Origin of the sequence: Jeotgalicoccus saudimassiliensis (assembly GCF_000756715.1) — a bacterium.
Lineage (GTDB): Bacteria > Bacillota > Bacilli > Staphylococcales > Salinicoccaceae > Jeotgalicoccus > Jeotgalicoccus saudimassiliensis.
In genome coordinates this window covers 1,126,034-1,141,213 of the sequence record NZ_CCSE01000001.1, presented here as the reverse complement: position 1 = coordinate 1,141,213, position 15,180 = coordinate 1,126,034, and the positions used below count along the sequence as shown (strand labels likewise).

At 43.7% G+C, this 15,180-nt stretch carries 16 protein-coding genes; 12 read left to right on the top strand and 4 right to left on the bottom strand.

Annotated features, from left to right (window positions below):
• Nucleotides 1–134: 134 nt before the first annotated feature.
• The 3 genes from RZ44_RS05440 to RZ44_RS05430 all read left to right on the top strand — a co-directional run bounded on the left by RZ44_RS05440 (nucleotide 135) and on the right by RZ44_RS05430 (nucleotide 2,866).
• A complete protein-coding gene (locus tag RZ44_RS05440; RefSeq protein WP_035809325.1) occupies nucleotides 135–926 on the top strand; it encodes a phosphotransferase family protein in 792 nt (263 codons plus the stop codon).
• Between the two features lie 22 nt (nucleotides 927–948).
• Nucleotides 949–1,581: a tRNA (guanosine(46)-N7)-methyltransferase TrmB gene (gene trmB / locus RZ44_RS05435; RefSeq protein ID WP_035809323.1), complete on the top strand. Its 633-nt coding sequence runs from the start codon at nucleotides 949–951 to the stop codon at nucleotides 1,579–1,581.
• Between the two features lie 88 nt (nucleotides 1,582–1,669).
• Nucleotides 1,670–2,866, top strand: coding sequence for a MalY/PatB family protein (locus RZ44_RS05430; protein ID WP_035809321.1), 1,197 nt, complete (start codon nucleotides 1,670–1,672; stop codon nucleotides 2,864–2,866).
• Between the two features lie 13 nt (nucleotides 2,867–2,879).
• Here the strand turns inward: RZ44_RS05430 and RZ44_RS05425 are convergent, their stop codons facing one another.
• A complete protein-coding gene (locus RZ44_RS05425; protein WP_035809320.1) occupies nucleotides 2,880–3,176 on the bottom strand; it encodes a hypothetical protein in 297 nt (98 codons plus the stop codon).
• A 70-nt stretch (nucleotides 3,177–3,246) separates the two neighbouring features.
• On the opposite strand from RZ44_RS05425, the gene RZ44_RS05420 reads away from it, so the two are divergent.
• The 9 genes from RZ44_RS05420 (at nucleotide 3,247) to ccpA (ending at nucleotide 11,926) form a co-directional block, all read left to right on the top strand.
• Entirely contained in the window at nucleotides 3,247–4,320 is a 1,074-nt protein-coding gene (locus RZ44_RS05420) for a M42 family metallopeptidase (RefSeq protein WP_035809318.1), read from the top strand.
• Nucleotides 4,321–4,323: 3 nt separating this feature from the next.
• Nucleotides 4,324–5,313 (top strand): PTS sugar transporter subunit IIC, encoded by a 990-nt coding sequence (locus RZ44_RS05415; protein ID WP_035809317.1) that lies wholly within the window; start codon nucleotides 4,324–4,326, stop codon nucleotides 5,311–5,313.
• A gap of 15 nt (nucleotides 5,314–5,328) precedes the next feature.
• A complete protein-coding gene (locus tag RZ44_RS05410; protein ID WP_035809310.1) occupies nucleotides 5,329–6,156 on the top strand; it encodes a DUF1444 family protein in 828 nt (275 codons plus the stop codon).
• A gap of 1 nt (nucleotide 6,157) precedes the next feature.
• A complete protein-coding gene (ytpR, locus tag RZ44_RS05405; RefSeq protein WP_035811586.1) occupies nucleotides 6,158–6,742 on the top strand; it encodes a YtpR family tRNA-binding protein in 585 nt (194 codons plus the stop codon).
• 13 nt (nucleotides 6,743–6,755) lie between these two features.
• Nucleotides 6,756–8,444 (top strand): DNA translocase FtsK, encoded by a 1,689-nt coding sequence (locus tag RZ44_RS05400; protein WP_052108830.1) that lies wholly within the window; start codon nucleotides 6,756–6,758, stop codon nucleotides 8,442–8,444.
• Nucleotides 8,445–8,459: 15 nt separating this feature from the next.
• Nucleotides 8,460–9,761 (top strand): UDP-N-acetylmuramate--L-alanine ligase, encoded by a 1,302-nt coding sequence (gene murC, locus RZ44_RS05395; RefSeq protein WP_035809309.1) that lies wholly within the window; start codon nucleotides 8,460–8,462, stop codon nucleotides 9,759–9,761.
• 95 nt (nucleotides 9,762–9,856) lie between these two features.
• Nucleotides 9,857–10,330 carry a DUF948 domain-containing protein gene (locus RZ44_RS05390; RefSeq protein WP_035809303.1) on the top strand — a complete coding sequence of 158 codons (474 nt, stop codon included), beginning with the start codon at nucleotides 9,857–9,859 and terminating at the stop codon, nucleotides 10,328–10,330.
• Between the two features lie 35 nt (nucleotides 10,331–10,365).
• Nucleotides 10,366–10,809, top strand: a complete 444-nt coding sequence (locus RZ44_RS05385) for a YtxH domain-containing protein (protein WP_035809301.1) — start codon at nucleotides 10,366–10,368, stop codon at nucleotides 10,807–10,809.
• A 127-nt stretch (nucleotides 10,810–10,936) separates the two neighbouring features.
• The gene (ccpA, locus tag RZ44_RS05380) at nucleotides 10,937–11,926 is read left to right on the top strand and encodes a catabolite control protein A (protein WP_035809299.1); all 990 of its coding nucleotides are present in this window, start codon (nucleotides 10,937–10,939) and stop codon (nucleotides 11,924–11,926) included.
• Nucleotides 11,927–12,635: 709 nt separating this feature from the next.
• Here the strand turns inward: ccpA and RZ44_RS05375 are convergent.
• The 3 genes from RZ44_RS05375 to RZ44_RS05365 are packed head-to-tail and all read right to left on the bottom strand — an operon-like array spanning nucleotide 12,636 to nucleotide 15,067.
• Nucleotides 12,636–13,781 carry an acetoin utilization protein AcuC gene (locus RZ44_RS05375; protein WP_035809296.1) on the bottom strand — a complete coding sequence of 382 codons (1,146 nt, stop codon included), beginning with the start codon at nucleotides 13,779–13,781 and terminating at the stop codon, nucleotides 12,636–12,638.
• Entirely contained in the window at nucleotides 13,781–14,416 is a 636-nt protein-coding gene (locus tag RZ44_RS05370) for a CBS and ACT domain-containing protein (protein WP_035809293.1), read from the bottom strand. The genes RZ44_RS05375 and RZ44_RS05370 overlap by 1 nt, the downstream gene beginning before the upstream one ends.
• Before the next feature lie 18 nt (nucleotides 14,417–14,434).
• Nucleotides 14,435–15,067: a hypothetical protein gene (locus RZ44_RS05365; protein ID WP_035809290.1), complete on the bottom strand. Its 633-nt coding sequence runs from the start codon at nucleotides 15,065–15,067 to the stop codon at nucleotides 14,435–14,437.
• Nucleotides 15,068–15,180 lie beyond the last annotated feature (113 nt).

Below are 15,180 nucleotides of genomic sequence, written 5' to 3'. Positions count from 1 at the left end.
CAAAAGTATTCCATCTTTTGTCCTTGAAATAAAACATTAAACCCGATAAAATTTTAAACACGAACTAAATTTGCGCTATCTAATTTATTTTATAGCGCAAATTTTTATTTGAACGATGAAACGAGGTGTAAGAATTGGATCATTTCTATCAACTCGGCTGGCAATTAGATCCTTTGGGAGGTCCATCGGGCGAAGCTTATAAAGCGGAGCAGGACGGACGTAAACTATTCCTTAAAAGAAATGCCAGCCCTTTCCTCGCGGCGTTATCAGCTGAAGGCATCGTCCCGAAACTCGTTTGGACAAAACGGATCGAGACGGGCGAAGTGGTAACTGCACAGCATTGGAAAAATGGCCGGGAGTTGACACGTGAAGATATGGGAGGGCTGCGCGTCGCAGCACTGATGAGTAAGATACACACATCAGAACCGTTGCTCACGATGTTAAAACGGCTGGGTATGAAACCTATGCTGCCGGAAGTTTTACTCAATAAAATACAGTCTTCATTATCTCCGAAAGTAAATGCCCATCACGTCGTTAGAAATGCTATCCAATACCTCGAAAACGCAGTGCCGGAAATTGAGGTTGCAGATTGCAGAGTATGTCACGGTGACGTCAATCATCACAACTGGCTTTTATCGGACACGGATGAATTATTCCTCGTGGACTGGGAAGGCGCAATGATCGCGGACCCTGCCATTGATTTAGGGATGATTTTATATCCATATGTCGATCACAGCGAGTGGGACAGCTGGCTTCAGAACTACGGGATTGAACTCGACAACGACCTTCGTTCCCGCATGAAGTGGTACACATTCGTACAGGCGATAACGATGATTCAGTGGTATGAAGACCGTAAACGTTTCACAGAGATGAACGAATGGATCTTATTCCTGTCTAAAGTAATGGATAAAGACCGTCTTATTTAATAATTGAGAGTAGTGAATATTTTTGAGAATGCGCAACAAACCGTGGGCAATTGATTACCTGCAATCAAATAACCACATTGTGGATGTCAACAGCACTTACAGTAAGAAAATCAAAGAGTTTTTCAGTACAGACCAGCCGCTGCACATTGAAGTGGGCACGGGTATGGGTACGTTTATTACAACGCTTGCACAGCGTAACCCGGACATTAACTATGTCGGTATTGAACTGGATAAAAACGTCTTGATCCGCGTAACGGAAAAAGTACTCGAACTTGGTCTTACCAACGTGAGACTGCTTTTACTCGATGCGAATACACTGATGGACTACTTCAACGAAGACGAAGTCGACAAAGTGTATTTAAACTTCTCCGATCCGTGGCCGAAAAACCGTCATGCTAAACGGAGACTGACTCACAGCAACTTTTTAACAAGCTATAAACAGCTGCTGAAACAAGACTCAATCGTTGAATTTAAAACGGACAACAGAGGACTATTCGAATTCAGCCTGATGTCGATGAACGCATTCGGCATGAAATTTGAAAATCTTGACCTCGATGTTCACGATGACGAGCACGAAGATAATATCCGTACCGAGTACGAGGAGAAATTCTCGCAGCGCGGACATAAAATATATTGGATTCAAGCATCTTTCTAATACGGAAGGTGCTTTTTTATATTCGTGTATTATCCATTAAAGAATGTTAAAATGTAAGGATAAAGAACATTTGGAGTGGAGGAATATAATGACACAGTTCGATTTCAACAAAACAACGTCAAGAGAAGGTACATACAGTGTTCAGTACGACGGCACCGAAGCGTTATTCGGAGCAAAAGGACTTGAACCTTTCTGGATTGCGGACATGGATATTGAAACACCTGAAGCGGTCAGGGATGCGATTAAAAATCGTCTCGACAACGGGATTTTCGGTTATACAATGTGGCAGAACGAGCGTTTTTACGAACCGGTTAAACACTGGTGGAAAACACGTTTTAATATTTCTTTAAACGACGAAGACATTCATTATGCAGCGTCGGTATTATATACTGTCGGCGAAGTGATGAGACAGAAGACAAACGAAGGAGACGGCGTGATTTTAACGACGCCTTCATACAACTCATTCCCGAACTTAATTAAAGGGAACGACCGTAAAAGAGTGGAGACGCCACTGCTTTACAATGAAGAAAAGAAAGAGTATTACCTGAATACAGAGGAATTCCGCAGTCTGTGCAGCCGTGAAGACGTTACATTATACATTCACTGTAATCCGCACAACCCGACAGGTAAAGTCTGGTCGAAAGAAGAACTGCTTGAAATTAAAAATATCTGTCAGGAGAACGGGGTTTATCTGATCAGCGATGAGATTCATATGGATTTCGTCCGTCCGAAAGAAGACTTTGTATCCATGGTTTCACTTCTTGAAGACGATGATCCGGTTCTTGTAACGACGGGCCTCGGAAAATCATTTAACCTGGCGAGTATTCCGCACTCTTATTACATTACGAAAGACAAAAAAATTACAGCAGACATCAATACTGCAATGGGGAGCAGATATAATGTCAACACAGCGTCGAGTCTGGCACTGGCTGCACTTGAAGCGGCATATACAGAATGCGGCGAATGGGTCGATCAGCTGAACGAACATATTGAAGGCAACTTTAAGTTAATCAGCGATTATATAGATGAACATCTGGCGGATTATTTATCATTTGATATTCCGAAGTCGACATATCTCGGATGGATCAGCTTTGAAAAGTCCGGCCTTGACGCACAGGAAGTTCATAAAGCGTTAGTGGAAGTCGGCGGCATCGCGGTATCACCGGGCAAGCTGTATCTGGATGATGAGAATAATCATTTCAGAATCAATGTTGCATCAGGCAGAACGCGTATCGAGGATGGCCTTGAACGAATCAGAAAAACATTTGAACATTTAAGCAAATAAAAAATCATGGGGATTACTGGACAGTAATCTCCATGATTTCAGCTGTGTAAGGATCTGCAAGGAAGTTATATTTCACCGTGTTTTCATCGTTGCCTACGTGCAGCACGCCGCTTACCGTATTAGTGTTTAAACCGAAACGGTTTTGGCCGTCTGCCTGATAGTCGAGCGAAATGAATGAAATATCTTCGAACTGAAGGTGCAGGTTATCGACAATTTTTTTCGTGTCGACTCTGCGGTGCATTAATAACCAGACAACAAGCGGAATAATCGTTACAGCTAATAATGTGGATATAATCAAATTACGCTTCATATGTACATCCTCCTTATGAAGTAGTTTAACATAGAATATTAACTAAATAACAATTAAAAGGGGTATTTTCATGGAACTGACGAAAAAAACAATGGAAAGAATGAAAGCACTGACAGAACTTCACGGGGCACCGGGATTTGAAGATAAAGTACGTGAATATATGAGAAAAGAACTGTCGGAGCACGCTGATGAAATTATTCAGGACGGGCTCGGCGGTATCTTTGCGGTGAAGAAGAGCAAAAAAGAAAATGCACCGAAAGTACTCGTGGCTGCACACATGGACGAAGTCGGCTTTATGGTGACGGAACTGACAGACAACGGATTTATTAAATTTACTCCGCTTGGCGGCTGGCCGACGGACGTGCTGTTAAGCCAGCGCTTCTCAGTGCGCACATCTTCAAATGAAGAAATTACGGGAGTAATCGGCAGCGTACCTGTTCACTTCAGAAGAGGCGACAACAAAGAAACAAAAATTTCTGATATGCTTCTTGATGTCGGTGCAGATTCAAAAGACGAGCTGCTGGAAATGGGCATTAATTTAGGCGATTCAATCGTTCCGAAAGTAGATTTCCAGATGCTTAAAAATGAGAAGAAATTACTCGCAAAAGCATGGGATAACCGTTACGGCTGCCTGATTGCAATCGAAGCACTCGAGTCGCTGAAAGATACGGACTTAGACTGCGACCTGTATATCGGTGCAAACGTGCAGGAGGAAGTCGGGCTCCGCGGTGCGAAGGCAAGTGCGAATATGATTCAGCCGGACCTTGCTTTTGTCGTTGACTGTTCACCAGCAAACGACATGATGGGCAAAAAAGAAGACCTTGGCAAACTGGGTGAGGGCACGCTGCTCCGTCTGTTTGACCGGACGATGATACTGGCGCCGAAAATGCGTCAGTTCCTGCTCGATACGGCGAAAGAATCGGATGTAAAATATCAGTACTACCATTCACCGGGCGGAACGGATGCGGGCAGCATTCACGTTTCAGGTAATGGTGTGCCGTCGGCAGTAGTCGGCATCTGTTCGCGTTACATCCACACAGCGAATTCTATTATAAATTATGAGGACTATTTCCATGCGCATAATTTATTAACGTCGCTGATTAAAAAAGTAAATAATGAAACCGTAGAAAACATCCGGGGGTAAGTAATGAAAAATTTACTTCACCGCTGGTTTATAGAAGCGATGAGCTTTATGGCGCTCGGTTTATTCGGAACATTAATTATCGGACTGATTATTAATACAGTCGCAGATTATGTTCCGCCGCTCGCCGGCTTATCTGTCATTGGGAATACAGCGCAGAGTTTAACAGGTGCTGCAATTGGTGTTGCGATTGCTTACGGCTTAAAATCACCGCCGCTCGTCATTTTTTCAGTGTTGGCTGTCAGTCAGCACGCATATGATCTCGGCGGGGCGGCTGCGAGTTATATCGTCAGCTTAATCATTATAGAAACAGCGAGACTGTATCAGAAGAAAACAAAACTGGATATTATCGTTACGCCGTTTCTCACTTTAATTATCGGTATGCTGCTCGCCGGACTGATCGGTGAAGCGGTCGGCGGTGTGATGACAGGACTCGGGGACTTTATCGTCTTCAGTACGGAACAGCGGCCGTTCGTTATGGGAATACTCGTCAGCGTTGTCTTCGGCATTACGCTGACTGCGCCGCTGTCCAGTGCAGCGCTGGCACTGATGCTTGATTTAAGCGGTATTGCAGCAGGTGCTGCGGTCATCGGCTGCTGCTGCCACATGGTGGGACTTGCTGCGATGAGCTACAGAGACAACGGCGTATCCGGCGTCATTTCGATCGGTGTCGGCACATCGATGCTGCAAGTGCCGAACGTTTTACGCAATCCGTTCGTTATCGCACCGCCGGTCATTGCGAGTGCAATAATTGCGCCGATTATGACAGTGTTTTTCCCGATGGAAAACAACGCTGCAGGTGCCGGAATGGGAACGAGCGGATTTGTCGGCCAGATTATGGCGATTGAAACGATGGGGCTGACAACGTCCACTGTAGTGCTGATTGCAGTGTTTCATATCGTTTTACCTCTAATTGTAACTCTGATATTCTATAAACTGTTTAGCTTTTACGGGTTTATTAAACAGGGCGATCAAATTATTAGTTTAGGTAAATAAAACAGGAGGTAAATCATGAATATATATAAAATGCGTGATCTTGTAATTGAAGGAATTACCAAAAAACGGGATGACGTGTCACATAAATTCGACCGCGAAAAAGAAGAACTTCGTGTAGAGCGCAAAGACAACGGTCAGGGAATTACAATTGCTTTGGCAAAAGCACTGAATAAAGCGAAGAATGATGATAAAATTATAGATGAACTTGTGTACTATATCGATGAATCATTAACGCGTATGGGCGCTGAAAATATCGATGCGGCAACTGCGACAATATATCCTGTTGTACGTGCAACGAGTTTCCCGGAAGAAACAAAAGGCGGGGAGAAGTTTATCATTACACCGCATACGAATGAAACGCGCATATATTACGCGGTAGATTTCGATAAAAGTTACCGCCTGATAGACGAGGCGCTGCTTGAATCACTCGGCATGTCGGAAGAAGACTTGAAAGTACTTGCGGATAACAATTTAAAGAACCTGCCTGTTGAAATTAAAAAACAGACGGTTCAGGAAAACGACTTTTACTTCATCAATCATAACGATGGTTACGATTCATCGCGTATTCTGAATACCGCATTCCTGCATGAGATGCTCGGTAAAACCGAAGGTGAAATGCTCGTCGGTCTGCCGCACCAGGACGTGCTGATTATCGCAGACTGTAAAAATAACGTGGGCTATGACATTATGGCCCAGATGATGATGCAGTACTTTACAGAAGGCCTGACGCCGATTACATCACTGTCGTTCTCATACGACGGTACGAAGCTGCAGCCTGTTTTTATTTTAGGGAAGCAGAGAAATTACAACAAAAAATCAAACAGTGAAGAAAGTAGTGAATAATGTGAGACTCACATATAACAAAAATATCGGTGATGTATTACTGGTAACATTAAGAAAAACAGAAGAAGTATCATATGAGCATAACGGTGACATTACGCTGATTAAAGACGGTGCTGAAGTAATCGGCCTGAACATCTTTAATGCTGACAGCAATCTTGCTCTTGAAGGCACTGATATTAACGACTATGAAACAATGGTGCCGCGTATCAATGAACTGCTGCAGAAAAACGGCATTGAGCCGCTTGAATTTGATCTGACGCCGAAGTTTATCGTCGGTAAGGTAATTGAAAAAGAATCACATCCAGATGCGGATAAATTAAATGTGACGAAAGTTGACGTCGGTACAGAAGTGCTGCAGATTGTCTGCGGTGCTCCGAACGTCGATGCCGAGCAGAAAGTTGTCGTTGCACGTGTCGGCGCCGTAATGCCGGGAGGATTATATATTAAACCGTCACAGCTGCGCGGAGTGGATTCAAACGGTATGATTTGTTCGAAAAAAGAGCTTAACTTAAAAGATGACGGGGTAAAAGGTATTTATGTTTTAGACGACAGCTATAGTGTCGGCGAACCATTCCCGGTCGGATAAAAGGTGAGATTAAATGACAAGAAGACGAAGACGAGAATTTGATAAGGAACGCCACGACAGAGACCAGAGCAGAGAAGCATTTAAATTTCCTCTCGATATCGACAGTGATGAGACAAGCACAAAATCGGTCACTCCGCTGGATTCACCGCCTGCTTATGTCAGACGCCCGCAGCGTGAAACGAAATATACTGCATCAAAACCTTCGGTTAAGCGCCCGACGAGAATGACAATATCTAAAGCGCGTCAGGTGCCGTCGTCAATTTACGGTATGAAGAAACCGGAACGCACCGAACGCGACGAGCGTGAAATTTATCTTGAGAAATTTAAGAATTATAATTCTGTCATTGTGGATAAAATTGTTCAGGAACGTACGCAGCGTGAAAAGCGCAAGGATAAACAGAAAATGCAGGAACAGCAGCGCCGTGCTGAACTCGCTGCGCTGAAAAAGAAACGCGATGCTCAAAAAGCGAACGGCGAACCCGTACGACAAAAGCAAAAACCGGCACCGCGGGACAAACAGCGTGATACACTGAGTGTCCTGGGTTCAAAGCAGGATAAACTGCGTGAAAAACAGCAGGCGGCATCCGGCAGACGCGTCGGCCCGAATGTTACCCAGCCCGGAATCAGTATGCTCGGCAGTTCCCAGGCAGCGGATTACAAAGAACCGGATAACGGCCTCTGGAAGAAAATTGACGCTGCATTTATTAACCTGAATGTTGAAGGACGTGTAATCAGCTACACTTCAAACGGCATAATCGGCCGCTATGAAGTCAAACTGAACAGAGCGTTCAGAGTCAGTAATATTCCGAGGCTTAATGCTGCATTAAAAGAAGAACTGAATCTCGATGAACTCCGCATTATGAGTCCGCTTATCGGGACATCAAATATCGGACTGGAAGTGCCGCTTGAAAATGCGCGTCCGATCACTTTCCGCACGCTGTTTGAATCGAGCAGCCTGAAACTGAGAAAGAGCGACTACAAGTTTGCGGTCGGTAAAACTGTGGATGATAAAATCTTCAGTTACGAACTGTCAAAAGCAGGCCATATTTTAATTCACGGCAATCAGCCGAATTACGACACTAACGTAACGGACAGTATTCTTCTGTCGCTCCTGATGAACCATAATTCAAGCGACCTGAAGATTGCTGTCGCAGCAGAAGACGACAAGTACGACGACTATTTGGATGTACCGCATTCATTCGGACCGAGACTTTCGCCGGCTGATCCTGAAACGCTGAAGCTGTTTCTGCATGAGCTGAACGAGCGCAGCGTGGCGTTCAGACGTGCACATGTCAGAAACATTCAGAGCTACAACAGCCGCGTAAAATTCGAATCGAAAAAAGCGACATTAGTTATTATCATCGATGATCTTGCAGCACTGCTTGAAAGTAAAAACCCGGACGCAGTACGCGCCCTGATACAAATATTAAAACAGGGGAAACCGCTTGGAATTCATGTAATCGCGAATTATATGAAGGCCGATGACGGAATCCGTTATGAACTTCTGCAGCTGCTGCAGACGAAAATTGCATTTTACGATGCAGGAAACAATGCAGTCAGCGGGACTGATGAACTGACACAGGGCAATGATGCACTTGCTGTCATTCCGACGTCGAACAAACCGAACCGTATTTCAATCGGCGCGGTCAGCAAAACAGTTAAACAAAGTGTGTTTGATCACATAAAACATAATAATCGATGAAAGATTGGTGTAATCGTGAAGAAATATCATTTTATCGGAATTAAGGGTGCGGGAATGAGCGCTCTTGCTCAGGTGCTCCATGACATAGGTCATGAAGTGCAGGGCTCTGATATTGAAAACGAAGTATTTACAGAAGGTCCGCTGCGTAATAAAGGGATAAAGATACTGCCTTTTACAGAAGACAATATCGTTGAAGGCATGACTTATATTGCCGGGAACGCATTTAAAGATGATCACCCGGAAATTAAAAAAGCAACAGAGATGGGTTATGAAGTCATCCGCTATCATGTATTTTTAGCCGACTTTATGAGCGAGTATATTTCAATTGCCGTTACCGGTTCACACGGTAAAACGTCGACGACGGGACTGTTGTCGCACGTAATGAACGGTGATGTGGAGACGACATACCTGATCGGTGACGGTACAGGATTCGGTCTGCCGGAAAGTAAATATTTTACGTTTGAATCATGTGAATACAAACGTCATTTTCTGAGCTACTATCCCGACTATGCAATCATTACAAATATTGACTTTGATCACCCTGACTACTTTAATGATATTTCAGATGTAGTGGATGCATTTAAGGAAATGGCTTCACAGGTGAAGAAATGTATTATTGCCTACGGTAACGATCCTCATATCGGGGAAATTAAAAATGAAGTGTCATCGATGCTCACTTACGGTATTGACAGTGACGATGATATCGTCGCAAAAAATATTAAGGTGACAGAAAACGGCACTGTATTTGACGTGACGATAAAAGGCGAGCACTTTGATACATTCAGAATTCCGATGTACGGGGACCACCTCGTATTAAACTCGCTTGCTGTTATCGGAGTGTGTTACTTAGAAAAACTGGATATTACACTGATCAAGGAATCGTTCTTTAACTATAAAGGTGTAAAACGCCGTTTCTCTGAAACGAAACTGCATAACATGGTCATCGTAGATGACTACGCACATCACCCGAAAGAAATCGATGCAACGCTTGAAACAGCACGTAAAAAATATCCTGACCGTGAAATTATTTCGGTGTTCCAGCCGCATACATTTTCCCGTACGGAGAAATTCCTGCAGGAGTTCGCAGATGTGCTGTCGACGTCCGACAAGGCATATATCGTAGATATATTCGGTTCGGCACGTGAAGCGAGCGGCAGTTTATCGAGTAAGGACCTGGTCGATTTAATACCCGGTGCAGAACTGCTGACTGAGGCGGATCTTGAACGTCTCGACAAACACGCAGACGGTGTAATTATATTCATGGGCGCAGGAGACATCCAGAAATATGAGAAACGTTTCACTGAACTGCTCTCTTAAAAATAACGGAAAGTTATATAAATTAAATGTTTATATCATTGTGAATTAGGTTATGATAATTAAGAATACAGAAAAGAAATATTGGAGGCGTTAGAATGGATTGGCAAATAGTATTATATATTGCCGCGGGTATTGCCGCGATTGCATTTTTAGTATTATGTATCGCAATTGCAGTTGTACTGTTCTCGGTTAAGAAAAACCTGGACCACGTAGCCAGCACATTAGATGGACTGGATGGACAGATTCAGGGGATTACAAGAGAGTCAACAGATCTTCTGCACAAATCAAATCGTTTAGTTGAAGATATTCAAGGTAAATCTGAAAAACTTAATGCTGTAGTTGATGCAGTACAGGGTGTTGGTTACTCGGTAACTAACTTAAACGACTCGGTCGACCGTGTAACGAATTCAATTACACATAACATTTCTCAAAATGAAGAGAAAATTTCACAGGTAGTACAGTGGTCAAATGTTGCAATGGAAATTGCAGACAAATGGCAGATCAGACAGCAGCAGCGCAACAGAGCTTATACTAAAGTGAATGTGGACGGACAGTCAGAGAATTTATAAGTCTCAGTGATTGATCCCGTGTTGGAGGTTAAATCATGGAAACGTATAATAGAGACAGACATGTCAAAGGCGTTGAGAGCTACGATGCTCAAATCGAAACATCTACCGGCCGTGACTTCACGATCGGCCTCGCTCTCGGCCTATTCGTCGGTGTTGTAGGCGGTCTGTTTATCGCTCCTAAATCAGGCGATGCTTTAAGAGATGATATTAAAAAAATCCAGGATTCTGTTGTGAATGAACAGAACGACGGACCTTCATTCACTGAAAAGCTCGATGAAAAGGTCAGCGAAGTCAAACAGGCTGTTAAGGACAAGAAAGCTGAAATGGATGAGAAGTCGAGAGTTAAAAAACTCGATGCTTCTGAAGTTCAGGTTCAGCAGCAGGCTATCAGGGAAGAAGCGGCAGACAGTAATCTGCAGCGTCCAAATGTAGTCGATATGTCTAAATACGCTGAAAAAAGCCAGAAAGAGCCTAAATAATTCAGTCACATTGCGTGACTGAATTTTTTTGTTATAAAATTGTTACATATACAGTACCATTCAGGCCGAGAATTTGGTATTATAGATTAAAACGTTTACATTTTCACATTAGACTCGGAGGGATAATATGACAGTTACTATATACGATGTGGCTAGAGAAGCAAAAGTCTCAATGGCAACAGTTTCTAGAGTCTTAAATGGTAATCCAAACGTCAAACCTGAAACAAGAAAGAAAGTTAAAGATGTTATAGATAGATTAAACTATCGCCCGAATGCGGTGGCAAGAGGACTTGCAAGCAAAAAAACGACAACAGTCGGCGTAATCATTCCGGACATTTCAGACCTTTACTATTCAGCGTTGGCGCGTGGACTGGAAGACATCGCAGAAATGTATAATTACCAGATTATCATTACAAATACGGACCAGGATCCGAAAAAAGAACGCAATGCTTTTTTAAACCTTGTCAGCAAACAGGTGGACGGCATTATTTTCCTTGGCGGAAAACTGAGCAGCGACGTGCTGCAGGACATTGAAACTTCAAAAGTACCTGTAGTGATTTGCGGTTCAGGAGAAGAAGCCAACGACATTCCAAGTGTCAACATCAATTATTATGAAGCGGCGAAAGAAGTCGCTGCAAAACTGATTGCTGATGATACTAAAAACATCTGCTTCGTTACAGCAGGATATTCACGTTACCAGGAATCACGTATGATTGAAGGAATGAAAGAGGCATACAGTGATGCAGGGTTAAACGGTGACGACTACTTATTGACAGAAGACGCTGAGGACTACGATAAAGGTAAGGAAATCTTCGGCAAACTGCTTGAAACTGAGCGCGACGCTGTTATCGTAATCAGTGATGAAACAGCAATTGGAATTCTGCATGGCGGACACGATCACGGTGTGGCAATGCCGCAGCGCCTGCAGATTGTCAGCTGTTCAAACACAAGACTCGTGACGATGGTTAGACCTAAGATTTCAAGCATTGCTGTCCCATTATATGACCTTGGTGCAGTAGGAATGAGACTTCTGACTAAACTGATGAACGAAGAATCAGTGGACTCCACATCAGTGGAACTCCCTTACAGCATCGACTACCGTACAACAACAAGATAATATATTATTTGAGAACCGGGCTGCCTGAAGAGGGTGGCCCGGTTTTTATTTTTTGTTTTTCGGAGCGGGTGTATTTTGGGGGTGTTGGGGTTGCGTTGGTTGAGTTGGTTGCGTTGGTGTTCTATGAGGGGCGTTCATAGGAATCCTGGGGGTTTGGAAGCTCTATGAGAAGGGTTCATAGGGATTTTTGGGGGTTAGAAGTTCTATGAGAAGCATTCATAGAAATCCGAACGCTCTAGAAGTTCTATGAGGGGTGTTCATAGGAATCCTGAGGGGTTAGAAGTTCTATGAGAGGAGCTCAAAGGAATCCTGGGGGTTTGGAAGTTCTATGAGAAGAGCTCATAGGAATCCTGGGGGTTTGGAAGTTCTATGAGAAGAGCTCATAGGAATCCTGGGGGTTTGGAAGCTCTATGAGAAGAGCTCATAGGAATCCTGGAGGTTTGGAAGCTCTATGAGAAGAGCTCATAGGAATCCTGGAGGTTTGGAAGTTCTATGAGAAGCGTTCATAGGAATCCTGGGGGTTTGGAAGCTCTATGAGAAGCGTTCATAGGAATCCTGGAGGTTTGGAAGCTCTATGAGATGCGTTCATAGGAATCCGAACGGTTTAGAAGCTCTATGAGACGACTTCATAGAACGCCAAACCCGCCATCAAAACGCATTCAAAAAAGCTGCACAGACAAAGTCCGCACAGCTTAAAATTTATCCGCTCTTACTGCTCCAGATACATCAGTACCCGGTCGAGTGTTGTTTTATTTTTCTCAGAAATTTCGACTCTTCTCGGTATATCGGTAAAGTCTTCAAGTGTATCTTCCCACAGTACGGGGAAGTCCACTTCACATTTCGTTTCATATTTCTCGATAAACACCTCGGGCAGCCTGCCTGAAGGTACATCGATATTTTTCATCGCAAGCCAGATCTGACTCCACATGCGAGGTACGACCTGCCATATGTTATATCCTCCGCCGCCGACCGCAATCCATTTGCCTCCGGTGTACTTATCCGCCATATCTCGGACAAAGCGGGGGATTTCCTCATATGATTTTGATGTCAGCGACAGATGGGTCATAGGATCCCGGAAGTGGGCGTCCACACCGTTCTGACTCAAAATAACATCCGGTTCGTAAGTCTGCACAACACGCTCGAGACTTTCTTTAAATACTTCGAGAAATGATGCGTCTTCTGTAAATGCGTCAATCGGCAGATTCACGGTGTAGCCGAAGCCTTCCTCAGTCCCGCGTTCTGTCGCACTGCCTGTTCCCGGAAACAGATAGCGTCCGGTTTCATGAATGGAGTAGGTGATGACATCTTTCCGGTTATAAAATGTCCACTGCACGCCGTCTCCGTGATGGGCATCAGTATCGATATACAGTACCTTTTTGCCGTATTTCTTAGCAATGTACTCGCAGGCGATTGCTGTATCGTTGTACACACAAAATCCGCTCGCTTTTCCGCTGAAACCGTGATGAAGTCCGCCGGCAAGACTCAGCGCCTTATCTGTCTGTCCGGTCATAACGAGATCAACAGCTGTCAGTGTTGCACCGACGAGTGCGGCACATTTCTCATGCATATTTTCAAAGCTCGGTGTATCTTCAGAATCCAGTCCGTATTTTGCGAGTTCTTCCGGGGACAGCTTCCCGTGACCTGCAGCACGTACAGCTTCAATGTAATCGGCAGTATGTACGAGCGCGAGTTCTTCGTCAGTAGCCATACGCGGTTTAATAACATCCTCATCATTTAAAAATCCGGCATCCGTTAATAAATCCGTCGTCAGCTTCAAGCGCATCTGATTAAAAGGATGAGTATCATTAAACCGGTATTTAAGCAGTTCATCATTGTAAACATACAGGGGTTTCATTATGACATCTCGCTCGGATCCAGCACGTTAAATCCGGATTCCTTTAATTTTTCTATAGCAATTAACGGATTCATTGCATCGATGCGCAGCACGATGATTTTATGATCTTTTTTAACGGCATTCGGATAAATTGAAATGCTGACAATTTTAATATTTAAATTTTTAAATACTTTGCCGATATCATAAATAACACCCATGCGGTCTTTTATATCGATTTCTATAATTGAGCCGGGCTCTTTAATTCCCGTCAGTTCAAGGAACGTATTCAGCATATCTTTCTGCGTGACAATACCGACTATTTTTTTGCCGCGCATTACGGGAATTGCCCCGATTGCAAAATGATAAAAATCTTTCGCAATTTCTTCTACAAAGTCGAGCGGATGGCACGTCGTCACCTGCTGACGCATAATTTTGCCGAGTTCAAGGTCGAGCGACAGATCAGTATCGCCGTTTGCGATGGACGGCAGCGCCAGGTTCACGTCCTTATCGGAAATAATACCTGCCAGATTATTCTCGTCATCCACGATCGGGATGTGACGGATGGACAGGCGGCTCATCATGTTCATCGCTTCATGAATCGTATCGTTGACGTGGAGTGTTTCCACGGGAGAAGTCATAATTCTTTCTACTAGCATTTACTATCGCGCCCCTCGTTAAATTAAAAATCGGTTTTTAAATCGTATCTCATCAAACTGCTGCATCTGTTTATCGTTAATATTTTTCCCGATACGCGCCATCAGCGTATTGGCAGGGTGGCCGGTAATTTCCGGATCGTTTGTCTGAAACACTTCGTAATCCGCACGCTTCATTAAACGGATCATCAGGTCTTTATATTCGTAGACATCGAGTCCTGAATTTTTCAAATCCCAATGCCAGTAATATTCCGTCGTGATGATAATATAGTTTTCGATAAAATCATCGTATGTCGAGAGTTCCAGCATTTTACCGCCGAGTCCGAAGCTGCGGTAGGGCAGAGCCACCTCCACGGCACCCAGTTCCATAATGAATGGATGGTTGCCGTCGGACCACCGTTCAAGCGGGTCCGGATGAAGAAAGGTAATGTATCCGATAATATGATTGTCTATATGACTGACAATTATGCGTCCTTCCGGCAGTTCAGCAATTTCAAGCAGTGCCTGAAATTGCTCGGAAGGCCGTCTGAATGCGGTTAAATTATCATCAAATGTATATGTTTTTAAAGTGTCACTGTCCAGAGGACCTTCGATAATGACAGTGTCCATGTCAGTTTTCGCTTCAATTTTAAAGTAATGCTTCTGATGCTTCAATGGAACACCCCTTTTTAAAGTAATCAAAGATTATCAAAAATTATATTCACAATCATTATATATTATTGATAAACTATACTAAAGTGAAAGCGTTTTTATTTCACTTAAAATAA

What these genes read in the sequence shown, in the direction of transcription:
- RZ44_RS05430 (WP_035809321.1), top strand. Translation starts at nt 1,670, where the DNA reads ATGACACAGTTCGATTTCAACAAAACAACGTCAAGAGAAGGTACATAC.
- RZ44_RS05425 (WP_035809320.1), bottom strand. Translation starts at nt 3,176, where the DNA reads ATGAAGCGTAATTTGATTATATCCACATTATTAGCTGTAACGATTATT.
- RZ44_RS05420 (WP_035809318.1), top strand. Translation starts at nt 3,247, where the DNA reads ATGGAACTGACGAAAAAAACAATGGAAAGAATGAAAGCACTGACAGAA.
- RZ44_RS05415 (WP_035809317.1), top strand. Translation starts at nt 4,324, where the DNA reads ATGAAAAATTTACTTCACCGCTGGTTTATAGAAGCGATGAGCTTTATG.
- RZ44_RS05410 (WP_035809310.1), top strand. Translation starts at nt 5,329, where the DNA reads ATGAATATATATAAAATGCGTGATCTTGTAATTGAAGGAATTACCAAA.
- RZ44_RS05400 (WP_052108830.1), top strand. Translation starts at nt 6,756, where the DNA reads ATGACAAGAAGACGAAGACGAGAATTTGATAAGGAACGCCACGACAGA.
- RZ44_RS05390 (WP_035809303.1), top strand. Translation starts at nt 9,857, where the DNA reads ATGGATTGGCAAATAGTATTATATATTGCCGCGGGTATTGCCGCGATT.
- RZ44_RS05385 (WP_035809301.1), top strand. Translation starts at nt 10,366, where the DNA reads ATGGAAACGTATAATAGAGACAGACATGTCAAAGGCGTTGAGAGCTAC.
- ccpA (WP_035809299.1), top strand. Translation starts at nt 10,937, where the DNA reads ATGACAGTTACTATATACGATGTGGCTAGAGAAGCAAAAGTCTCAATG.
- RZ44_RS05375 (WP_035809296.1), bottom strand. Translation starts at nt 13,781, where the DNA reads ATGAAACCCCTGTATGTTTACAATGATGAACTGCTTAAATACCGGTTT.
- RZ44_RS05370 (WP_035809293.1), bottom strand. Translation starts at nt 14,416, where the DNA reads ATGCTAGTAGAAAGAATTATGACTTCTCCCGTGGAAACACTCCACGTC.